The sequence below is a fragment of the Azospirillum agricola genome (genome assembly GCF_017876095.1).
GTDB classification, from domain to species: domain Bacteria; phylum Pseudomonadota; class Alphaproteobacteria; order Azospirillales; family Azospirillaceae; genus Azospirillum; species Azospirillum agricola.
This window is the reverse complement of the sequence record NZ_JAGINM010000018.1, coordinates 93,703-116,061: the sequence shown is the minus strand read 5'-3', so window position 1 is coordinate 116,061 and position 22,359 is coordinate 93,703. Positions and strand designations below refer to the sequence as shown.

General features: G+C 71.2%; 17 protein-coding genes. 7 read left to right on the top strand and 10 right to left on the bottom strand.

Features of this window, described 5'->3' with window-relative positions; all coding sequences use genetic code 11:
• Positions 1 to 73: 73 nt before the first annotated feature.
• The 7 genes from J2847_RS24155 (at position 74) to J2847_RS24125 (ending at position 9,708) form a co-directional block, all read left to right on the top strand.
• Positions 74 to 1,768 (top strand): methyl-accepting chemotaxis protein, encoded by a 1,695-nt coding sequence (locus J2847_RS24155; RefSeq protein ID WP_209781343.1) that lies wholly within the window; start codon positions 74 to 76, stop codon positions 1,766 to 1,768.
• Positions 1,769 to 1,882: 114 nt separating this feature from the next.
• Entirely contained in the window at positions 1,883 to 3,757 is a 1,875-nt protein-coding gene (gene atoS, locus J2847_RS24150) for a two-component system sensor histidine kinase AtoS (RefSeq protein WP_209781342.1), read from the top strand.
• On the top strand, positions 3,754 to 5,160 hold the full coding sequence (atoC, locus tag J2847_RS24145) for an acetoacetate metabolism transcriptional regulator AtoC (RefSeq protein WP_209781341.1): 1,407 nt from the start codon (positions 3,754 to 3,756) through the stop codon (positions 5,158 to 5,160). Before atoS ends, atoC begins: the two co-directional genes overlap by 4 nt.
• A gap of 536 nt (positions 5,161 to 5,696) precedes the next feature.
• Positions 5,697 to 6,359, top strand: a complete 663-nt coding sequence (locus J2847_RS24140; protein WP_209781340.1) for a CoA transferase subunit A — start codon at positions 5,697 to 5,699, stop codon at positions 6,357 to 6,359.
• Positions 6,352 to 7,008: a 3-oxoacid CoA-transferase subunit B gene (locus J2847_RS24135; protein WP_209781339.1), complete on the top strand. Its 657-nt coding sequence runs from the start codon at positions 6,352 to 6,354 to the stop codon at positions 7,006 to 7,008. Before J2847_RS24140 ends, J2847_RS24135 begins: the two co-directional genes overlap by 8 nt.
• Positions 7,009 to 7,085: 77 nt before the next feature.
• Complete coding sequence (locus tag J2847_RS24130; RefSeq protein ID WP_085553815.1) at positions 7,086 to 8,453, top strand: TIGR00366 family protein; 1,368 nt, start codon at positions 7,086 to 7,088, stop codon at positions 8,451 to 8,453.
• A gap of 79 nt (positions 8,454 to 8,532) precedes the next feature.
• On the top strand, positions 8,533 to 9,708 hold the full coding sequence (locus J2847_RS24125) for an acetyl-CoA C-acetyltransferase (protein WP_209781338.1): 1,176 nt from the start codon (positions 8,533 to 8,535) through the stop codon (positions 9,706 to 9,708).
• Positions 9,709 to 9,718: 10 nt separating this feature from the next.
• Here J2847_RS24125 and J2847_RS24120 read toward each other — a convergent pair whose 3' ends face one another.
• The 10 genes from J2847_RS24120 to J2847_RS24075 all read right to left on the bottom strand — a co-directional run bounded on the left by J2847_RS24120 (position 9,719) and on the right by J2847_RS24075 (position 22,344).
• Entirely contained in the window at positions 9,719 to 10,513 is a 795-nt protein-coding gene (locus J2847_RS24120; protein ID WP_209781337.1) for a polysaccharide deacetylase family protein, read from the bottom strand.
• Complete coding sequence (locus tag J2847_RS24115) at positions 10,510 to 11,685, bottom strand: glycosyltransferase family protein (RefSeq protein ID WP_233474752.1); 1,176 nt, start codon at positions 11,683 to 11,685, stop codon at positions 10,510 to 10,512. The genes J2847_RS24120 and J2847_RS24115 overlap by 4 nt, the downstream gene beginning before the upstream one ends.
• Complete coding sequence (locus tag J2847_RS24110) at positions 11,676 to 12,287, bottom strand: histidine phosphatase family protein (RefSeq protein ID WP_209781336.1); 612 nt, start codon at positions 12,285 to 12,287, stop codon at positions 11,676 to 11,678. The genes J2847_RS24115 and J2847_RS24110 overlap by 10 nt, the downstream gene beginning before the upstream one ends.
• Positions 12,284 to 13,393, bottom strand: a complete 1,110-nt coding sequence (locus J2847_RS24105) for a glycosyltransferase family 4 protein (RefSeq protein WP_209781335.1) — start codon at positions 13,391 to 13,393, stop codon at positions 12,284 to 12,286. The genes J2847_RS24110 and J2847_RS24105 overlap by 4 nt, the downstream gene beginning before the upstream one ends.
• 9 nt (positions 13,394 to 13,402) lie before the next feature.
• Positions 13,403 to 14,674 (bottom strand): glycosyltransferase, encoded by a 1,272-nt coding sequence (locus J2847_RS24100; protein ID WP_209781334.1) that lies wholly within the window; start codon positions 14,672 to 14,674, stop codon positions 13,403 to 13,405.
• A gap of 10 nt (positions 14,675 to 14,684) precedes the next feature.
• On the bottom strand, positions 14,685 to 15,929 hold the full coding sequence (locus tag J2847_RS24095; protein WP_209781333.1) for a glycosyltransferase family protein: 1,245 nt from the start codon (positions 15,927 to 15,929) through the stop codon (positions 14,685 to 14,687).
• A gap of 260 nt (positions 15,930 to 16,189) precedes the next feature.
• A complete protein-coding gene (locus J2847_RS24090; RefSeq protein ID WP_209781332.1) occupies positions 16,190 to 17,377 on the bottom strand; it encodes an ABC transporter permease in 1,188 nt (395 codons plus the stop codon).
• Positions 17,374 to 18,399 carry an ABC transporter permease gene (locus tag J2847_RS24085; protein WP_209781331.1) on the bottom strand — a complete coding sequence of 342 codons (1,026 nt, stop codon included), beginning with the start codon at positions 18,397 to 18,399 and terminating at the stop codon, positions 17,374 to 17,376. Before J2847_RS24085 ends, J2847_RS24090 begins: the two co-directional genes overlap by 4 nt.
• A gap of 226 nt (positions 18,400 to 18,625) precedes the next feature.
• Positions 18,626 to 20,560: an ABC transporter substrate-binding protein gene (locus J2847_RS24080; protein ID WP_209781330.1), complete on the bottom strand. Its 1,935-nt coding sequence runs from the start codon at positions 20,558 to 20,560 to the stop codon at positions 18,626 to 18,628.
• A complete protein-coding gene (locus tag J2847_RS24075; RefSeq protein WP_209781329.1) occupies positions 20,557 to 22,344 on the bottom strand; it encodes an ABC transporter ATP-binding protein in 1,788 nt (595 codons plus the stop codon). The genes J2847_RS24080 and J2847_RS24075 overlap by 4 nt, the downstream gene beginning before the upstream one ends.
• Positions 22,345 to 22,359: the final 15 nt, after the last annotated feature.

Below are 22,359 nucleotides of genomic sequence, written 5' to 3'. Positions count from 1 at the left end.
GCGTGTCTATTGCAACCCGCGGAGGAATGATGTCCGGGCGCGAAGTCCGGCGGCTTTCGCGTGAGGTGCGGTCATGCACGGTCCTGGTCTTCGCCTGACATGGCGGATTTGGTTTCTGGCGCTTCTGTCGGTCGTCGCGGCCGGGCTGGTGGCGGCGGTCGGGGGTTCCTTCATCAACCGGGCGCTGGTCGAGCAGCGCATGAACAGCGTCCGCTTCATCGCCGAAAGCGCCGGCAGCATCGCCGCCAGGTACCACAGGCTGGCGACGGACGGAACGCTCGACGAGGCGGAGGCCAAGGAGCGCGCCCGCGCCGCCATCGGGGCGATCCGCTACAACAACGGCGAGTATCTCTGGGTCTGGACCTCCGACATCGTCGGCGTCGTCCACGCCAACGCCAAGCTGGTCGGCCAGAGCGGGCGCGAGATCCGCGACCGCAACGGCGTCTACGTCATCCGCGAGGCGGTGCGTGGGGCCCTGGCCCCGGTTCCGGAGTTCGTGCATTACGAATGGCCGAGGGCCAACGACCCTCAGGGTGCGACCTACGAGAAGCTCAGCTACTCCGTCCATTTCAAGCCCTGGGACTGGGTGATCGGCACCGGCGTCTATGTCGACGACCTGCGGTCCGACTTCGCCGGCATGATGACGGTGTTCGGGCTGATCGTCGCCGGGGTGGGGGCCGTCTCGCTGCTGCTCGGCTGGCTGGTCGCGCGCGGCGTCACCGGCCCGCTGGCGCGCCTCCGCGCCGTCATGCTGCGTCTGGCCGAGGATGATCTGGCCTGCGAGGTGCCGGAGCAGGCGCGTCGCGACGAGATCGGCGACATGGCCCGCGCCGTCCGCCTGTTCAAGCAGCGTCGCGAGGACCAGAAGCGGCTGGAGGCCGAAAGCACCACGCTGGAGGCGCGGGCGGCTGAGCAGCGGCGCGGCGCGCTCGACGCGGTGGCGGTGCGCTTCGAGGGCAGCATCGACGGTGCCCTGTCCGAGGCGTCGGGCACGGCCGACCGCTTGCAGACGACGGCGCGCCTGATGCTGGACGGCGCCCACCACAACATGGACCGCAGCGGCGCCTCGGCCGAGGTGGCGCAGACCGTGTCGGCCAACGTGCAGGCGGTGTCGGCCGCCGTCGAGCAGCTCGGCGGCTCGATCCGCGAGATCGCCGACCGCATCGACGATTCCTCGCGCGTCGCCGAACAGGCCGCGGCCCACGCCGGCGAGGCGGTCGGCAAGGTCGCCGGGCTGGTCGACAGCGCCGAGCGCATCGGCGACGTCGTCCATCTGATCGCCGGCATCGCCGGGCAGACCAACCTGCTGGCGCTCAACGCCACCATCGAGGCGGCGCGGGCGGGGGAGGCGGGGAAGGGCTTTGCCGTGGTGGCGAGCGAGGTGAAGCAGCTCGCCAGCCAGACGGCGCGCGCCACCGAGGACATCGCCGCCCAGGTGGCGGCGATCCAGTCCGCGACCGGGTTGGCGGCGGGCGACATCAACCGCATCGCCGGGGTGGTGCGCGAGCTTCAGGCCATCGGCTCGGCCGTGGCCGCCGCCGTCGAGGAGCAGAGCGCCGCCACCGCCGAGATCGGCCGCGCCGCCGTGGCCGCCGCCGACGGCGTCCACCGTCTGGAGGGCAACGTCGCCTCGGCGGCGACCGCCGCCCGCGAGGCCGGTGCCGGCGCCGAGGAGCTGTGCCGCGAGCTGGGCTCCATGCAGGAGCGCATGCATGACGTCACCGCCGCCGCCCGGACCTTCATCGTCCAGGTGCGGGCGCCGCGTTGAGGGAGCGGGCACCGCGTTAATCCCTTGCCCGGTGGCGGCCGGTCGGCGATGTCTTCAGCATCCTGAGGGGCCGTCCAGGGGCTATTCCGGGCACCGGCAGAAGAGAGCAGCGCGATGAGGCTTCCCGAACCGCTCCGCCAGTACCGGCCCGGCACCCTGCGGGGCAAGCTGCTGCTCATCGCGCTGGCGGTGATCTCGGTCCCCATCGCCACCGCCGGCTATCTGCTGGAGCGCGAGGGGCATCAGGCCCTGCTGCTGGAGAAGCAGGAGCGGCTGTTCGGTCTGGCCCGCATCCTCGACAGCCATCTGGAGGGCGGGTTCGACCCGCTGCTGGCCGAGCGGGGCGCATCGGACCGCGCCGCCGTGATCGCCGGGCTGAACGCGGCGCTGGCGCGTTTCACCGACGGAGTCGCCGCCGCAAACCCCGGCGTCGGGGTCGGTTTCTACAGCAGGGCGGCCGACGCCATCGTCACCTATGGACCCAGCCGGGAGTATGCCGACAAGGTCGGCCTGCCCATCGCGCCGGACCATCCGGGGCGCCGCGTCATGGCGACCGGCGAGCCGGCGGTGGAGACCGGGCCGCAGGTGCGTGGGCAGATCATGAACGCCATGTGGCCGATCCGCCGGGACGGGGTGGTGATCGGCTATGCCTGGGCCAACGAGCTGGCCGACGTGATCGACCGCCAGTCGGCGGCGATGGACCGCGCCATCCTGGCGGTGAGCGTGCTCGGCGCCCTGTTCGGGCTGCTCCTGATCCATCTGATGTCCAACCGCCTGTCGCGCGACGTCAAGGGCGTCACCGACGGGTTGGAGCGCATGCGGGCCGACCTGGGCCACCGGATCGCTCCGCCCTCCGGCGAGATCGGCGAGATCGCCGTCGCCGTCAACGCCATGGCCAGGGCCCTGCGCGACGCCCGCTCGCTCACCGAGAACATCCTGCACAGCATCGCCGACGGGGTCATCGCCGTCGACGGCCAGGGCCGGGTGACCTCGATCAATCCGGCCGCCCGGCGCATGGTCGGGCTGGCGGGGGCGGGGGAGGATGCCGGAAAGGGAGCGGAGGTGATCGGCCGGCCCTACGCCTCGCTGTTCAAGGAGGGAGCGGCCTTCGCCAGCCCCCTGCTCGACACGCTGGAGACCGGGCGCGAGCATCTGGCCGTCCTCGTCGACTGGCCGCTGCCGGCCCAGGTCCTGCATGTCAGCGTCAGCAGCAGCCTGCTGCGCGACAGCCGCGGCACGCCGATCGGCGCGGTGGCGGTGCTGAAGGACCTGACCGAGCAGCGCCGGCTGAACAAGCAGATCATGCGGGCCGACCGGCTGGCGGCGCTGGGCGAGCTGATGGCCGGCGTCGCCCACGAGATCCGCAACCCGCTGACCTCGATCCGCGGCTTCATGCAGTTCCTGGAGACCTGCGACGACATCGCGGAGTGGCGGTCCTACGCGCCGCTGATCGTGCGGCAGGTCGACAGCCTCAACCGCATCATCACCGAACTGCTGGAGTTCGGCCGCTCCCGCCCGCCCTTCATCCGCCCGGTCGGGCTGAACGAGCTGATCCGCGAGGTCACGCTGCTGATCGGCCGCAAATCCAACGCCCAGGTGATCCTTGAGCCCGACCCCGCGCTGCCGCCGGTCGAGGCGGACGGCGAGGCGCTGAAACAGGTGATCCTCAATCTGGTCATCAACGCCATCCAGGCGATTCCGGAGTCCGGCACCATCCGCATCGCGACACGGGCCAGCGACGGCCCCGGCGACGGCGATGCCGTCGTCACGGTCACCGACGACGGCGTCGGCATCCCGCCGGAGGATCTGGAGAAGATCTTCGATCCCTTCTATTCCACCAAGCCGACCGGCACCGGGCTGGGGCTGGCGATGGTCCACCGCATCGTCGACGCCCATCATGGTACGATCGTCCTGACCAGCACGCCGGGGGCGGGCACCACCGCCACCCTGCGGCTTCCCTTCCGCCATAACACGCCGGTCCTTCCATGAACAGCCCCTCTCCCCTGGCCCTGGTCGTCGACGACGACGAAGGCATCCGCCAGATGCTGTCGGCGGTGCTGAGCAAGGAGGGCTTCGCGGTGACCACCGCCGCCGACGGGGTCGAGGCGGTCGCCGCCTTCGAGGCCAACCGCCCGGCGGTGGTGCTGATGGACATCCGCATGCCGCGGATGACCGGGCTCCAGGCGCTCGCCGCCATGCGCAAGATCGACCGCGCCGCCGCCGTCATCCTGATGACCGCCTTCGCCCAGGTCGAGACGGCGGTGCAGGCGATCAAGGAGGGCGCCTTCGACTACATCATCAAGCCCTTCGACATCGCCGAGGTGCTGCTGCTGGTCGGCCGCGCGCTCCAGGTGCGCGGCCTGCGCGACGACATCGCCGTGCTGCACCGGGCGCTGACCGCCAGCTACCGCACCGACCGCATCCTGACCAACAACCCGCGCATGATGGAGCTTCTCCAGTCCGTCGCGAAGGTGGCCAAGAGCAACGCCACCGTGCTGGTGACCGGCGAGAGCGGCACCGGCAAGGAGCTGGTGGCGGCCGCCGTCCACTACAACAGCCCGCGCAGTGGCGGCCCCTTCGTGAAGGTCAACTGCGCCGCCGTGCCCGAGGGGCTGCTGGAAAGCGAGTTCTTCGGCCACGAGAAGGGCGCCTTCACCGGCGCCGTGGCGCGGCGCCGCGGCCGCTTCGAGCAGGCCGAGCACGGCACCCTGTTTCTCGACGAGATCGGCGACATCTCGCCCAGCCTCCAGGTCAAGCTGCTGCGCGTGTTGCAGGAGCGCGAGTTCGAGCGGGTCGGCGGGACGGAGCCGGTGCGCTCCGACGTCCGCGTCGTGGTGGCGACCAACCGGAACCTGGAGGAGATGGTCCGGCAGGGCCAGTTCCGCCAGGATCTCTATTTCCGCCTGAACGTGGTGACCCTGCGCACCATCCCGTTGCGCGAGCGGCCGGAGGATGTCCGGCTGCTGTCGGGCCATTTTCTCCAGCGCTTCGCCGCCGAGAACCAGATCGACGTCACCGGCTTCGACGACCGGGCGATGGAATGCCTGCTGCGCCATTCCTGGCCGGGCAACATCCGCGAGCTGTCCAACGCCGTCGAGCGGGCGGTGGTGATGTGCACCGGCCGCCTCATCTTCCCGGAGGATCTGCCCGAGCAGATCGCCTGCCGCCCCGCCGAGCCGGAGGATGCGGAGGAGCCGGTGCCGGCCGATGTGGCGGTGGACATCGCACCGGGAAGCGGCCTGCCCCTGCGCGTGATGATCAGCCAGTACGAGGCGCGGGCGATCGGCGAGGCCCTGCTGCGCAACGGCGGCAACCGCATGCGCACCGCGCAGGAGCTGGGGATCAGCCGCCGGTCGCTGCTCTACAAGCTCCAGGAATACGGCATCGCCTGAAAGGCCGGTTGAGCGGAGCAGCCGGTGAAGGGGGCCGTTCCTCAACGATCGCTTCGTATTCAAACATCCTCATGGCCGGGCTTGACCCGGCCATCCACGTTTCGTCCATTTTCCAAAGATTGTGGCCGTGGATGCCCGGACCGTGTCCGGGCATGATGGTATTGGGGAAGCGCGCTGCGCAAAACCCTGCGCAGCGCGCAAGGCTCTGCGCACCGTCGGCGGTCCGGCCCTTCCGTGCTTTCGGCCGAAAGCATTGTTTTGGGCGGTTCTACGCCCTTGGAACAACTCGGAAGGGCCATCTTCGGTTGGCACGCGGCTTGCTTTTCTATAAGTGCGTGCAACGGACCGCGTAAACCGGAGTCCAGTATCCGGGCCTTCGACCGACTGAACGACCCGATCACGGGCCAAGAACAAGCAGCCAGCCGACCGACACGATCCCTGTCCGCCACAGTGCCGGTGGTCCCGGAACGTCCCCTGACGTCCCGATTTTCCGCCGGATGCTCTCTCGTGTGCTTCAAACGACTGAGGGGGACGCCATGAGTAAAGTGCGAAAGCTTGAAGACGCCGTTGCGGCGATACCCGACGGCGCGGTTCTGATGATCGGAGGCTTCATGGGCGTCGGCACCCCGCCGCGCCTGATCGACGAACTGATCCGCCAGAACAAGCGCGGCCTGACCGTGATCGCCAATGACACCGCCCGTCCGACCGTGGGCATCGGCAAGCTGGTTGCCGGGCGCCACGTCGCCCGCGTGATCGCCAGCCACATCGGCACCAACCCCGAGACCCAGCGCCAGATGATCGCCGGCGAGACCGAGGTGGAGCTGGTGCCGCAGGGCACGCTGGCCGAGCGCGTGCGCGCCGGCGGCTTCGGCCTCGGCGGCATCCTGACCCCGACCGGCGTCGGCACCGTGGTCGCCGACGGCAAGCGCACCGTCGAGTTGGACGGCCGGACCTTCCTGCTGGAGACCCCGCTGAAGGCGGACTTCGCGCTGATCCTCGCCAAGCGCGCCGACTATTACGGAAATCTCGAATACGCGCTGACCGCGCGGAACTTCAACCCGCTGATGGCGATGGCCGCCGAAACCGTGATCGTCGAGGCCGAGGACATCGTCCCGGTCGGCATGATCCCGCCGGACCACGTCGTCACCCCGAACGTGCTGGTCGACGTCCTCGTCGCCAAGGAGGCGCGCCATGGATGAAAAGACCCTCATCGCCAAGCGCGTCGCGCTGGAACTGCGCGACGCCCGTCTGGTCAACCTCGGCATCGGCCTGCCGACCCTGGTGGCTCGCCATCTGCCGGCCGGGACCAACGTCTTCTTCCAGTCGGAGAACGGCATCATCGGCATGGAGCCGGTGCCCGAGGAGGGGCTGGAGAACGCGGACCTGAGCGACGCCGGCGGCAGCCCGATCGGTGCGGTGCCGGGCGCGGCCTCCTTCGACAGCGCGGTGTCCTTCGGGCTGATCCGCGGCGGGCACCTGGACGTCACCGTGCTGGGCGGTCTTCAGGTCGACGAGGAGGGCCGGCTCGCCAACTGGATGGTGCCCGGCAGGATGGTGCCCGGCATGGGCGGTGCCATGGATCTGGTGTCGGGCGCCAAGCGCGTCATCGTCGCCATGCAGCACAGCGCCAAGGGCGAGTCCAAGATCGTCAAGCGCTGCACCCTGCCGCTGACCTCGGTCCGCCGCGTCGATCTGGTCGTCACCGACCTCGCGGTGCTGGAGCCGACCGATGCCGGCCTGGTCCTCAAGGAAACCGCGCCCGGCGTCAGCGTCGCCCAGGTGCTGGCCGCCACCGGCTGCGAACTGATCGTGCCCGCCACGGTCCCCGCCATGCCCATCGACGCCTGACACCCCGGAAAACCCCTCTCCCACGGAGGGAGAGGGGCCCGTTCCGAGCGGCCCAATCCGCAAGCGGGAGACACCGCATGTCCATCACCTCCCAGGACGGCGCCGACACCGGCAGCCGCTTCAACCCGATCCCCATCCTCTCGCGCGGGCTGACCGGGCTGGTCAGCCGCTATCTGCCCGACCCGCTGGTCTTCGCCATCCTGCTGACCATCCTGACCTTCGTGCTGGGCGTCGCGCTGACCCCCTCCACCCCGCTCGACATGGTCCGCATGTGGGGCGACGGCTTCTGGAACCTGCTGGCCTTCGCCATGCAGATGGCGCTGGTGCTGGTCACCGGCCACGCGCTGGCCAGCTCCGAACCGGTGTTCAAGCTGATGGAGCGCCTGTCTTCCATCGCCAGGACCCCGACCCAGGGCGTCATGCTGGTCGCCTTCTCGTCGGCCATCGCCTGCACCATCAACTGGGGCTTCGGGCTGGTGGTGGGCGCGATGTTCGCCCGGCAGGTCGCCCGCCGCATCCCGGCCGCCGACTACCGGCTGCTGATCGCCTCGGCCTACATCGGCTTCATGACCTGGCACGGCGGCCTGTCCGGCTCGGTGCCGCTGGTCGCGGCGACCAAGGGCAACCCGATGGAGAAGACGGTCGGCATCATCCCGATCTCCGACACCCTCTTCACCACCTACAACATCGGCATCACGCTGGCCCTGATCCTGGTGCTGCCGCTGATCTGCCGGATGATGCACCCGGCCGCCAAGGACGTCGTCGCCATCGATCCCAAGCTGCTGAAGCCGGAAGAGAGCGTCCAGCGCACGCTCGGCCCCGACGCCAGCCCGGCCGAACGCTTCGAGGAAAGCCGCATCCTGTCGCTGGTCGTCGCCGCCTTCGGTCTGGTCTATCTGTTCCTGTATTTCCAGAAGAACGGCTTCAACCTCACGATCAACACCGTCAACCTGATGATGCTGATCGCCGGCATCATCCTGCACAAGACGCCGATGGCCTACGCCCGCGCCATCACCAACGCGGCGCGCGGCACGGCGGGCGTTCTGATCCAGTTCCCCTTCTACGCCGGCATCCAGATCATGATGGAGCATTCCGGGCTGGGCGGGCTGATCACCAACTGGTTCGTCGAGATCGCCACCAAGGACAGCTTCCCGGTGCTCGCCTTCTTCTCCTCGGGCCTGATCAACTTCGCGGTGCCGTCGGGCGGCGGCCATTGGGTGGTGCAGGGTCCCTTCATCATGCCGGCCGCCCAGGCGCTCGGCGTCGATCTCGGCAAGGCGGCGATGGCGATCGCCTACGGCGAGGCGTGGATGAACATGGCGCAACCCTTCTGGGCGCTGCCGGCGCTCGCCATCGCCGGGCTCGGGGTGCGGGACATCATGGGCTACTGCGTGACCGCGCTCATCATCACCATGCCGATCTTCGTGATCGGGCTCTACTTCTGACGCTTCAACCGAACAAGGCACGGGGGCCGGGCGAACCGGTCCTCGTGTCGTCTCCAAGACCATCCAAACGGAGGGACACATGACCGACATCGTCATCGCCGGCGCCGCGCGCACCCCCATCGGCAGCTTCAACGGCGCGCTCGGCGCGGTTCCGGCCCATCTGCTGGGCGCCGCCGTCATCCGCGAGGCGCTCGCCCGCGCCGCGACCGACGCGGCGGAGGTCGACGAGGTGATCCTCGGCCAGGTGCTGACCGCCGGCCAGGGACAGAACCCGGCCCGTCAGGCCGCCGTCGCCGCCGGCGTTCCGGTCGAGAAGACCGCCTTCGGCATCAATCAGGTCTGCGGCTCGGGATTGCGCGCGGTGGCGCTCGGCTATCAGGCGATCAAGAGCGGCGACGCCGAGGTGATGGTCGTCGGCGGCCAGGAGAGCATGAGCCTGTCGCCCCATCTCATGCATCTGCGCAACGGCACCAAGATGGGCCCGGCGGAGATGGTCGACAGCATGATCAGGGACGGTCTGTGGGAAGCCTTCCATGGCTACCACATGGGCACCACCGCCGAGAACATCGCCCGCCAGTGGCAGCTCTCCCGCGAGGAGCAGGACGCCTTCGCCGCCGCCTCGCAGCAGAAGGCCGAGGCGGCCCAGAAGGCCGGCCTGTTCAAGGACGAGATCGTTCCGGTCCTGGTGAAGGGCCGCAAGGGCGACGTCACCGTCGACGCCGACGAGTACCCGAAGCACGGCACGACGGCGGAGTCGCTGGCCAAGCTGCGCCCGGCCTTCGCCAAGGACGGCACGGTGACCGCCGGCAACGCGTCGGGCATCAACGACGGTGCCGCCGCGCTGGTGTTGATGACCGCGGAGAACGCCGCCCGGCGCGGAGTCACGCCGCTCGCCCGCATCGCCTCCTGGGCGACCGCCGGCGTCGACCCGACCATCATGGGCACCGGCCCGATCCCGGCCTCGCGTCTGGCGTTGAGAAAGGCCGGCTGGGATGTCGGCGATCTCGATCTGGTCGAGGCGAACGAGGCCTTCGCGGCCCAGGCGCTGGCGGTCAACCGGGATCTGGGCTGGGACGCCGCCAAGGTGAACGTCAACGGCGGCGCCATCGCGCTCGGCCATCCCATCGGCGCCTCGGGTGCCCGCGTGCTGACCACGCTGCTGTTCGAACTGCGCCGCCGCGAGGCGAAGAAGGGGCTCGCCACGCTCTGCATCGGCGGCGGCATGGGCGTCGCGCTGTGCGTCGAGCGCGTGTGACGGTCGTCCGTTAACGGGTTGGGCCGGATGCCGGGGCGAGGCCGATCAGGCTCCCCGGTGCCGGCCAGGTCACGGCGGGATGGCCGGCGAGGCGGTCGAGCAACGCCTCCAGCAATCGCCAGATCGCCGGGTCGTGGACGCGGTGATGCGTCAGCAGCCCGATGGGCTCGGCCTCCGGCGGATCGTCGCCGGAGGCTTCGCGGCGTTCGGCCAGGGCGCGGCACAGTTGGATGAGCAGCGCTTCGGTGTCCACCGCCGAGCGTCCGCCGTGCCAGTCGATCAGGTCGATGTGGGTGTTCAGCCAGCGCAAGCCCGGCGGCGCCTCGACGGCCGGGCGGCGGCCGAAACCCGACACCGCGCGGTAGCCGGCCTCGACCAGCAGAGCCGGCATGTCCCTGCCCAGCCGGTTCCAGGGCGGCACGAACAGCGGCAGGACCCGGTCGCCGAACAGCCCGCGCAGGCGGTCGAGGCCGCGCGCCGCGTCGGCCCGCCGTGCCTCGGCCGGGCGGCCGGCGCCGAACTCGGCCTTCTTCTCGCCTGGGGCGGCGTGGTTTGTGTGCGCCCAGCCATGCACCAGGATCGCCACGTCGGGATGGTCGGCCAAAGGCTCGGCCAGCGAGGGCGTCGCGTCGGCGGGGATGGCGGCGAGGCCGAGCGGGATGCCAGCCGACGCGCACAGCGCCAGCAGCCGTTCCAGTTCCGGGCTGGCGGCCACCGCATCGTCGTCGCGCAGCCAGAGCGGACAGCGCCAGCCCGCCTCCGCCCACCGCGCCAGTTCGGCGTCGAGCGCCCGCCATCCGGTCATCGGGTCCGCTCCTTCCGCAAATCCTTCCAAAGGGCGGTGGCGATCTCCACGCTGCGCGCGGCGCCGGCCAGCGCCGCCGGGTCGAGCCGGGGCACGGCGACGCCGATCACGCCGGCCAGCGCCGCCGCCAGAGTGTCCGGCGTGAGGTCGGCCTCGCGCAGCGTGGCGACGCCGGGGCGACGGGCGAGGAGCGCCGCGCGCGTCGCCTGTTCGGTCTCGTGGCCGTCCTCGAAGGGGCAGAAGACGCTCGGCACCCCCAGCGCGAGGCAATCCAGCGCGGTGTTGTAGCCGCAGCGCCCGACCGAGGCGGCGGCGCGGCCCAGCAGGCTGCGGAAATCGGGGCGCAGCGGCTCGACCGTCAGCCGCTCCGGCCCGGCAATGCGATGCAGGTGCTCGGCGAGAGCCGTCACCTCGGCCGCCGGGGCGAGAAGGCGCCAGCGCTGCGGCAGGGCGCCGGAGGCGGCGCAGCGGGCGGCGGCCTCGAACAGGACGCGACCGACCGGCCCGCCGCCGGCGGTCACCAGGATCTCGCCATGCCCCTCCGGACCGTTCGCCGCGTCGGGTGGCGGCGGCGCGACGAAGCCGGTGTAATGAAGCAGGCCGCGCATCGCCGGGGTGACCGGCCAGCTGGCTTCCAGCGGGATGAGTCGCGGGTCGGAATGGACCAGCACGCCGTCGTAGAAGCGGGCCAGACGCTCCTCGGTTTCGCGCAGCCGCTCCGGCCGCGAGGGCGGGGCCAGGATGTCGCGGACGGAGGCGAGGACCAGCGGCGGCTCGGCGGCGGCGCGCGCTCGCTCCAGCAGGGACTCGAACTCGGAGGCCAGGGCGCGGCGGCCGAAAGGAAACAGTTCGGTGATCAGGACGTCGGGGCGCAGGGAATCGACGAGGCCGGCCAGCGTCCGGCGGCGTTCGGCGAGATCGTCGGGGCCGGCGACCCGGCCGTCGGCGGCCAGCAGGGTGCGGAAGTCGGTCCCGGCGCTCGCCAGCGGCGGCAGCTGGTGCAGGGTCGCGCGGCCGGGGGACAAATGCGGGGCCGGGCACCCGCCGCTGATGACGTCGGCGGTCCAGCCCGCGCGGGCGAAGGCGTCGGCCAGGGCCAGCGCGCGGCTGAGATGGCCGCTGCCGAGCAGATGGGTGACGGCGATGGCCACGCGTCCGGGGGTCATGCGCATGACAGGCGGATTCCTTCCGGCCCGCAGGCCGCCCGGATGGAACCATCGGCCGCCAGCGTCACCGCGTAGAGCCGGTCGCGCTTGATGGCGAGTGGTGGCGGACCGAGGAAGTCCCACCCCCAGCCGAGCGCCAGCACCACCCGGATCACCCCGACATGCACCACCGCGAGGTGGTCGGGTCCGGTGCTTCGCGCCACGTCGGCGAGCCAGCCTTGCAGACGCTGGCGCAACTCGGCCGGACTCTCGCCACCGGGCGGGCGGAAGTCCCAGCCCCAATGCTCCAGGTCGCGGTAGCCCGAAGCCGGATCGGCGCGCAGGTCGACGCCCCGGCATCCTTCCCAATCACCCCAGTTCATCTCCATCAGGCGCGGGTCGGTGCGCACGGGCCGGTCGCGCCCCAGCAGCTCGGCGGTCTCCCGCGCGCGGTCCAGCGGGCTGGCATGCAGCGTCGCCTCTCCCCAGCCCGGCGGCAGGGCCAGCCGGCCGAGATGCGCGCGCCCCTCCGCGTCGAGCGGGATGTCGGTGTGGCCCTGGATGAGGCCCTCGCGGTTCCAGGCGGTGACGCCGTGGCGCAGGAAGGCCAGCCGCTTCGGTTCGGTCATTGCCGGGTCTCCTCCAACAGGGTGTCAAGCCGCCGCGCCGCCACGGTCAGGTTGTGCCGTTCCTCGACGTGGCGGCGGGCGCCGTCGCGCAGGGCCGCCAATCGGACTGGATCGTCGAGCAGGGACGCCACCGCCGCCGCGTAGTCCGCTGCCGTCTGGTGGGCCGATGACAGGGCGGTCAGGCGGCCGCCGACGCCGTCGCGGACGACGGTCCCGGTTCCAGCGTTGTCGACCGCGACCACAGGGAGCCCATGGGCCTGGGACTCCAGATATACCATGCCGAACGCCTCGTTCAGGCCGGGCCACAGGAACAGGTCGGCTTGTCCATACCAGGGGGCCAGCGTTTCGGGCGGCAAGGCGCCATGCCGGCGCACGCGCTCGCCGAAGGGGGCGAGCAGCGCCGCGACGGCGTCCGCCGCCGGACCGTCGCCGATCACATCCAGCGTCCAGGGGCGGTCCGCCAGCCGTCCAAGCGCCTCGGCCAACAGGCGGTAGGAGGCCAGCTTGTCGCCCGGCCGCATCATGGCGATGGTCAGCAGGCGGGGGGTGGCCCCCGCCGGACCGTTCCGGGTGGGCGGGGCGGGCGGCGGGTCGAGGAAGGGCGCCAGCGTGGCGACGCGCTGGCCCGGCGGGCGGTGCGCCTCGACGGCCTGCCGGTCGCGGTCGCTGAGGCAGAGCACCAGCGCCGCCCTGTCGATGGCCGATTCCGCCGCCGCCGCGAAGGCCGTCCAGGGACCGTCCAGGCGCTTGCGGGCGCGTGACGCCTCGGCGACCACATAGGGGATGCCGAGCGCGCCGGCCACCGCCGGGCCGATCAGGTCGGGGGCCTTGTAATAGACGTGGTAGCTGAACCACAGGTCGGGCCGCCGCTCCGGTTCGGCGGTGTAGAGACGCAGCAGTCGCGCCCGTTCCGCCTCGGCTTCGGTGAGCAGGCGGCGTTGGACCGCCGTGTCGCCCGCGCCATCGCGGCTGCGCAAGGCGCTGGCGACCTCCACCGCGTGGCCGCCCTCGGCAAGCGCGCGCAGCAGCAGGCGGGCCATCTGGCGGTCGCCGGAGGGGACCGGATGGTCGGGCGGCTTCAGCGGGGCGTGGAAGGCGATCCGCATGGCGGGTTCCTACGGGCGAGCGTCTTCGCGCAACGCTCGCGCCAGCCGGTGCAGCAGCCGGTCGATGCCGGCGGTCATGCCGAACTCGGCGCGCAGCCGCGCGTAAGCCGCTTCGCCCAGGCGCAGGCGCAGGGCCGGGTCGGGCAGCAGCCGGGACAGGCCGGCGGCGATGGACTCGGCGGTCGGCTCGGCCAGGATGCCCTGTTCCCCGTCGGTGATGAATTCGGGGATGGCGGCGACGGCGGTGGAAAGGATCGCCAATCGCTGGCTGGCCGCCTCCATCAGCACGTTGGGCAGCCCGTCGCGGTCGCCGTCGCCGGCGATGACGCTGGTCAGCGTGAACAGGTCGGCCCGGCGCAGCGCCTCGATCACCGTCGCCTGGTCCTGGGCGCCGCGCCAGTCGATGCGGCCGGCGAGGCCGAGCCGCCCGGCCTGGGCGCGCAGGCCTTCGCCCAGCGGCCCGCCGCCGATGTGGACCAGCCGCCAGTGCAGCCCGTCGGGCAGGCGCGCCAGCGCGTCGAGCAGGCGGTCGTAGCCCTTCTTTTCGACGAGGCGGCCGACCGACAGGATCTCCACGGCCCGTTCCGGGCTGGAGCCGTCGCGCTCGGCGCCGGGGCCGGCCGCACGGTCGGGCGGGGCCGGGAAGCGGCCGAGATCGAGCCCGTGATAGACCAGCTCTATCCGTTCCGCCTCGGCGGCGAGCGCCCGCAGATGCGCGGCGCCGCTGGCGGTGCAGGTCACGCCGAAGCGCGCCTCGGCCAGCTTCTCGCGCTTTTCCCAGTCCGGCGTGGTCCAGATGTCCTTGGCGTGCGCGGAGAAGCCCCAGCCGACGTCGCGGATTGCCGCCGCGTAGCGGGCGACCGAGGCCGGCGTGTGGAGGAAATGGACGTAGAGAAAGGGCGTGTCGGCCGGCAGTTCCGCCGCCAGCACCAGCGCCTGCCCGAAGCGGCGGCCTCGGTTGGCGGTGGGGTCGCGCCGCAGGTCGCGCCACCACAGCCGCGCCGCCGTCCACAGCCCGGCGCGCGGCAGGCGCCGAAGGGCGCGCAGCACGCGCAACGGTTCCTGGTGCAGGTATTCCGGCAGGTAATGCACCGGTGCCGTGATGCGCTCGTGCAGGGCGTGGCGCCGCGTGTCGGTCGGGTGGCGCAGCGACCAGATCGACAGCTCCACCCCGCGTTCCTGAAGGGCCAGCAACTCCTGGGCGACGAAGGTCTCCGACAGGCGGGGATAACCCTTCACCACCACCGCCAGCCGCAACGGCGGGGCGACGCAATCCCTCATGCCGAATCCCTCACGCCGACCGCGCCGCCCACAGGGGGGCCGGTTCCAAAAGGTCGGCCATGGCGCCGCGGGCCAACTCCACCACGCTGTCCAGACCGCCCAGAAGGCTGGGCAACGGGTTGGCCGAGGGTGGCGGCTGGCTGGAGAGCGCGCGGATGGCGTCGGCCATCACCTGGGGGCCGGTGCCGTCGCGCTCGCAATCGAGCATCCGCGTCAAGCCCAGCGCCTCGGCGGCGGCGGCGCGGATGTGCTGCTCCATGCGCGGCCGGGTGCGCGGGGCGATGACCGACGGCTTGTCGAAGGACAGGATCTCGCAAAAGGTGTTGTAGCCGCCCATCGCCACCACCCCGATGGCGCCGGCGTAGAGATCCTCCATGCGGGAGTGGAAATCCATCGCCTCGACCCGGCCCTTCAGGCGGCGGATGCGCTTGGCGAAGCCCTTGCGCATCGCCCCGTCGAGGAAGGGGCCGTAGACGATCAGCGCGCGCGGGGCCAGCGACGGGTCGTGCTCGTAGGCGGACAGCGTCCAGTCGATCAGCGCGCCGCCGTCGCCGCCGCCGCCGGGCGTCACCAGCACGTAGGGGGGGGCGTCCGCCGGAGCCTCCAGCGGCGTTCCGCGCCGCAGATAGCCGGTGTAGCGCAACCGCGCCTCGACGTCGGCCGGCAGGTCGAGCCCGGCCAGCGGCTGGTAGACCTCGCGCAGGCCGTAGATCCAGACCTCGTCGTAATAGCGGCGGATGGCGGTCAGCGCCTCCTTGCGCTCCCATTCCGGCTGGAGGGCGTCGGGCGAATCCAGCACGTCGCGCAGCCCCAGCACCACCCGTGTCCGGCCGCTGGCCCGCATCATCTCCAGGGCGGGGACGAACTCGCCATGCAGACCGGTCGGCTCCTTGTCGACCACCGCCAGGGTCGGGCGGAAGGACTGCGCGGCGGCGCGGATGATCTCCGCCCGCATCGCCGTCATCTCCTCGATCGGCAGGCCGAGATTCTGCGCGGTGTAGCTGCCGTCCTGGAGCTTGACCACGCCGGGCAGGCGGACATGGTCGACCCGCTCGGGGAAATCGAAGCGCCCGGCCACCGGCGAGCCGGTGAGGATCAGGGCCGAGGCGTCGGGAAAGGCCGAGACCAGGGCTTGGGCAATCGTGCGCGAGCGCCGCAGATGTCCCAGCCCGAAGGTGTCGTGGCTGTAGAGCAGGATGCGCGGCGCCGTCCGGTCGCCGTGGTCCGAACGCGGTGCGGCCTGGGGCAGGGACATGCTTGGGAACTCCGCATCAGCTGCGCGTTGGAAGCGGGAAAACCGTTGCGAGTCGGTGTGTTGGAGCCGTGGCGCCAGCCTTGGGTCTCGGGATGTCAAGCGTCGGTCGGTCCTGTCGCCTTCGGTGTCGGGCTGCCCCGTGGCAAAAGCCCTCACACGCTTTTCGTCCGGCTTCAAGCGCAATGTGCAGCCGGCTGCGATGTCCCAGCGTTGCGTTGCAATATCGGAACGGGTCGCCGGTTTGCCAACGGTTTTCTCCCTCACTGGTCGTGGTAGGGGTCGAGGGCGTCGCGCAGCCCGTCACCGAGGAAATTGAAAGAAAGCACCACCAGGATCACCGGAATCATCGGCGCCGAGATCCAGGGGTAGGTCTCCACCGCCATCAAATTCTGCGCGTCGTTCAGCATCACCCCCCAGCTCGTCGCCGGCGGGCGCAGGCCGAGCCCGAGGAAGGACAGCGCGGTCTCGCCGAGGATCATCGCCGGAATCGACAGGGTGGCGCTGGCCAGCAGGTGGCTGGCGAAGTTGGGAAGCAGGTGGCGGCGGATGATTCGCGCTGGCGAGGCGCCCATCAACTCGGCCGCCATGATGAAATCCTCCTCCCGCAGCGCCAGGAAGCGCGAGCGCACCGCGCGCGCCAGGCTCGGCCAGTCGAGCAGCCCGAGGATCACCGAGATGCAGAGGAACACCGTCACCGGGCTCCAGTGCGCCGGGACGGCGGCCGACAGGGCCAGCCACAGCGGCAGCTCCGGCAGGGATTTCAGGATCTCCGACAGGCGCTGCACCCCGGCATCGACCCAGCCGCCGAGATAGCCCGCCAGCCCGCCCAGCGTGACGCCGATGGTGAAGGACACGGCGATGCCGAGCAGCCCGACGGTCAGCGAGAGCTGTGCCCCGATGGCGAGCCGGGACAGCACGTCCCGCCCCAGCCGGTCGGTGCCCAGCAGGTGCAGGCTGCCGCCCGGCGGCGGGCAGACCAGCCGCAGCCGCGCCTCGACCAGCCCGAGGAAGCGGTAGGGCTCGCCGGGGCAGAGGAATCGCAGCGGCAGCGGGCGCGTGGTGTCGGATTCGTAGCGCCAGCGATACTCGCGCAGGTCGGCGCGGCCGGTCGTCGGGTAGACGAAGGGGCCAAGGAACCGCCCCTCGTGGAACAGGTGGATGGCCTGCGGCGGGGCGTAGAGATGCTCGACGTCGCGTTCGTTGGCGCCGTGCGGCACCAGGAAGTTGACGAAGGGCAGGCTGAGGTAGGAGAAGCCGAGGAACAGGGCCGCCAGCACCGCCAGCCGGTGGCGCAGGAATCGCGTCAGCATCAGCCGCGCCGCCGACGCTCCCGGATCGAGCCGAGAGGCGGGCAGGGCGTCGTCGTCGGGCGACCAGGGCTCGGGATCGACGTAATGCGGCCAGTCCTGCGGCCTCTGGCCCTGCGGTTTCGGCCGGGTCTCGCTCATGAGCGCGACCTCTTGGTCAGGCGGATGCGCGGATCGAGCAGCGCCAGCAGGATGTCGGAGATCAGCATGCCGACCAACACCAGCAGCGAGATGAACATCAGGATGAAGCCGGCGAGGAACTGGTCCTGCGCGCGCAGCGCCTCCAGCAGCGCCGGCCCGATGGTCGGCAGGCTGAGCACCACCGAGATCAGCACCGACCCCGACACCATCGAGGGCAGCAGCGAGCCGATGTCGGAGACGAAGGGATTCAGCGCCATGCGCAGCGGGTAGCGGGTCAGCCGCCGCACCGGCGGCACGCCCTTGGCCTTGGCGGTGACGACGTAGGGCTTGCCCAGCTCGTCGAGCAGGTTGGCGCGCAGCCGCCTCACCATCGCCGCCGTTCCCGACAGGCCGATGACGATGGTCGGGATGATCAGGTGGTGCAGGATCGAGCCGAGCTTGGCGAGGCTCATCGGCTCGTTCTCGTAGCGCGGGTCGACCAGCCCGCCGATCGGCAGCCCCAGCCATTTCTGGCCGTAATAGAGCAGGATCAGCGCCAGCAGGAAGTTGGGCGTCGCCAGCCCGATGTAGCCGACGGCGGCGGCGAGGTAGTCGACCCAGCTGTTGGCGCGGATGGCGGCCAGCGCGCCGAGCGGGAAGGAGACCAGATAGACGAACAGCACGGCGGCGAAATTGAGGATCACGGTGAACCACAGCGTCTCGCCGACCACCTCGGCGACCGGCTTGCCGAACTCGAAGGACCAGCCGAGGTCTCCCTGGAGCAGTCCGTTGAAGCCGCTCGGCCCTGGCCAGACGCCGATCCAGATCAGGTATTGCTCGGCCAGCGGGCGGTCGAGCGCGTATTCGTGGCGCAGGAACTCGGCCTTGGCCAGCCCGGCCTCCTGCCCGGTGGCGCGCAGCTCGGCGATCTGGTTGGACAGGAAATCGCCGGGCGGCAGGTTGATGACGACGAAGATCAGCATCGACACGACGATCAGCGTCGGGATCATGATCAGCAGACGCCGGAGGATGAAGCGCAGCATGGCGGGTCAGCTCCTCCGGATGCCAGAGGATCCCTCTCCCGCCCCGGGAGAGGGAGGGGACCCGCGGCGTATGCCGTGGGGAGGGTGAGGGGCTATCGGGTGTACGACTTGATCCATGTTCGGATAGCCCCTCACCCTTCCCATGCTGCGCATGGGCCCCTTCCCTCTCCCGGGTCGGGAGAGGGATCTGGTCGGCGCGGAAAGCGCGGTCGGGCAACGCATGTCCTCAGCTCCTCGGCGGGGGATCGGCGAAGAAGAACTCGTCGGGGCGGTAGATGCCGAGGAAGGCGCCGGGATCCCACAGCCACAGCCCGCGCTCCGGAACGTTGCGCAGGCGGTTGCTGGCGACCACCGGCTGCGGCGCCTCGCCGACGATGCCGATGACCAGGACATTCTCGGCGTGGATGTCCAGCATCCGCTCCCACAGCGGCCGCCGCTCCTCGGTGGTGGCGACGTGCGCCCAATCATGGGCGAGCCGCATCAGGGTCTCGGCGACCGGCATGCCGATCGGCTCCCCGGCGGCTCCGGAGGTCTGGTAATACTGCCCCCATTTCGGCCAGGAGAAATTCTCCTGGGTCATCGGCGCCAGCTCCTCCGGGTTGCTGTCGGGCTCCGGCACGCCGTTGTCCCAGCCCGACCACACCGCCATCATCACCTGGCCGGCATAGACCCGGTTGCGCAGCACGTCGCGGTCGGCGGTGCGCACCAGCAGCCGCACCCCGACGTCGCGCCAGGTCTCGGCGATGATCTGCAAGGTGTCGGCGACCTCGGGTTTCTCGCCGGTGGTCTCGACGATGACCTCCAGCGGGCGGCCGTCCGGCAGGCTGCGGTAGGCCTCGCCGCGCTTCCTCGGCAGCCCGATCTCGTCGAGCAGGGCGGCGGCGGCCTCGGGGTCGTACTCGGCCCACAGCCCGTGGCGCTCCGGCTTGTAGAGGGAACTGAAGGGCAGCACGCCGACGCCGCCCTCGCGCGCCAGCCCGAAATAGAGCGAGCGGTTGACGATGCGGCGATCGATGGCGAGCGACAGGGCGCGGCGGAAGCGGACGTCGCGCAACAGCCCGCGCCACACCGGGTCGTTGTAGTTCAGGTTGGGGTAGAGCGCGATGTCGGCCGCGGTCCCCGACGGCCACAGCCGGGTCCGGTAGTTGCCGGACGCCTCGCCCGACACCAGGACGGGGACCTGGGAGAAGGTCAGCGCCTCGGCCTGGAGGTCGGCGTGGCCGGTGGCGACCTGGGCGGGGATCAGGCCGCCGGACATCACCGTCACGTCGAGCCCGTCGGCGTAGGGCAACTGCACGCCGTTGGCGTCGAAGCGGTGGTAGTAGGGGTTGCGCTGGAACAGCAGGTGGGAGCCGCTGCCGCGCGCCACCGCCATCCAGGGCTGGAGCGTTGGCTCGTCGGCATTCTCCATGCGGAACATGTCGTCGCGCGCGTTGTGCAGCGCCGCCCAGTTGCGCACCTTGGCCTTGGCGATCTGCGGGGCCAGCGTCGCCTCGTCGGTGTAGCGGGCGTGGAACTGCTTCAGGTAGTGGGCCGGCCGGTAGATGAAGGGCGGCCGGGCGGCGGCGAGGTTGGGGAGGAAATGCGGGTTGGGCGAGGCCCAGCGGAAGCGGACGGTCACCGGGTCGGGGAACGCAACCTCCGGCGGCTTGCCGTCGACCAGCATGAAGCGCGGCGGCCCCGACGGCGACAGCATCGGGTTGTTGACGATGTCCTCCCACCAGTAGCGGATGTCGTCGCTGGTGAAGGGGGCGCCGTCCGACCAGCGGTGGCCGCGCCGCAGCGTCAGGGTGAAGTCGCGGCCCTCCTCGACCGTCACCGCCTTCAGGATGTCGGGGACCAGTTCGCGCTTCTCGTTGTAGCCGACGAGACGGGCGTAGCCGTAGAGCGCGGCGATGCGGCTGTTGCGCCGCTGGGTGATGAAGCTGCGGATCCAGCCGCCGCGCTGGCCGTACTCCCGGCCCTTGGCCGGAAGATCGACGATCAGCGGCTCCTCGGGCATCCGCGCGCTCACCGGGGGCAGCAGGCCGTAGGTGGCCACGTCGCCCAGCGGCGGGGTCTCGCGCGGGACGAAGCCGGGATTGGTCTGGGCCGGCGCCGTCCGGGCCAGCGCCGGCAGCAGCAGCAGGGCCGCCAGCAGGATGCGGAGCGCCGGGCTCATGCCGCCCGCCGCACGAAATGGCCGGGGGCGACCTCGACCAGCGGGGGCGGTCCGTCCGGCGTGGGGCGGAAGGCCGCCGGCCACAGATCGGGCGCGCCGGCGCCGAGCGCCACCTTGCGGATGTCGATGGGGCGGTTCACGTCCGGTTCCGGCGAGGCGGCGATCAGCGCCTGGGTGTAGGGGTGGACCGGGGCGGAGAACAGGACGGCCGGCGGCGCCTGCTCCACCACCTGTCCGGCGCGCATGACGACGACCCGGTCGGCCAGCCGGGCGACCACCGCCAGATCGTGCGAGATGAACATCAGGCTGAGGCCGAGCCGTTCCTTGATCGATTCCAGAAGGTCCAGAACCTGCGCCTGCACCGAGACGTCGAGCGCCGAGGTCGGCTCGTCGCAGATCAGCAGCATCGGGTCGAGCGCCAGGGCGCGGGCGATGCCGATGCGCTGGCGCTGGCCGCCGGAGAAGGCGTGCGGGTAGCGGGTCGCCCAGGCCGGGTCCAGCCCGACCCGCGCCATCAGTGCCCGCACCCGCCGGTGCCGCTCGTCGGCGTCGCAGACGCCGTGGATGGTCAGCGGCTCGCCGATGATCGAGCCGACCGTCATGCGCGGGCTGAGCGAGGCGTAGGGGTCCTGGAACACCATCTGGGCGCGGCGGCGGTAGTCGAGCAGCGCGTCCGGCGGCTGGGCCGACAGGTCGACGGCCTCGGCGCCGGCCGCCGGGCGGAACAGGATGCGGGCGCCGGGGTCCGGCCGGTCGGCCAGCATGGCGAGCCGCGCCAGCGTCGTCTTGCCCGAGCCGGATTCGCCGACGATGGCCAGCGTCTCGCCGCGCCGGACCCGGAGATCGATTCCGGCCAGCGCCCTCACCCGGCTGGCGCCGCGCTCGAAGGTCTTGGCGACGCCGTGGAACTCCAGGATGGCGTCGACGGGGGCGGTGGCGGTGGCGGCGTCGGTGGGGGATACCGCCGCCTCCGGGGCGACCTCCGGGTAGTCGGGGATCATCGGGGCCGCCGCCATCAGCTTGCGGGTGTAGCCGTGCAGGGGACGGCCAAGCACGTCGGCGCAGGCCCCCGATTCCATCACCCGCCCGGCGCGCAGCACCACCACGGCGTCGGCCATGTTGGCGACCACGCCGAGATCGTGGGTGACCATCAGCACCGCCATGCCGGTTTCCGCCTGGAGCGTCTTGATGAGCGCCAGCACCTGGGCTTGCAGCGTGACGTCGAGCGCCGTGGTCGGTTCGTCGGCGATCAGCAGGCGCGGCCGACCGACCATCGCCATGGCGATCATCGCCCGCTGGCGCAGCCCGCCGGAGAGCTGGAACGGGTAGGAGCGGTAGGCGCGCTCCGGATCGGGAAAGCCGACCCGCTCGAACATCGCCAAGCACTCGGCGCGGGCCTGGGAGCGGGAGGCGTTGCCGTGCAGGCGCAGCACCTCCGCCGTCTGGGCACCGATGGTGTGCAGCGGCGAGAGCGCGCTCATCGGCTCCTGGAAGATCATGGAGATCTGGCTGCCGCGGATGGCGCGCAGGCCCGACCGCGACAGCGTCAGCAGGTCGACCTCGCCCGCCTTCTTGCAGCCGAAGCGGACGGAGCCGCCGCACACCTCGGCCCCGCGTGGCAGGATGCCGAGGATGCTGCGGCAGGTCAGCGTCTTGCCGGACCCGGATTCGCCGACCAGCGCCACGCTCTGCCCGGCCCCGACGGAGAAGCTCACGCCGCTCACCGCCGGGCGGGGAGAGGCCGAACGGCGGAACCGGATCGACAGAGTCTCCACCCTCAGCATCGCACCGTCCTCGCT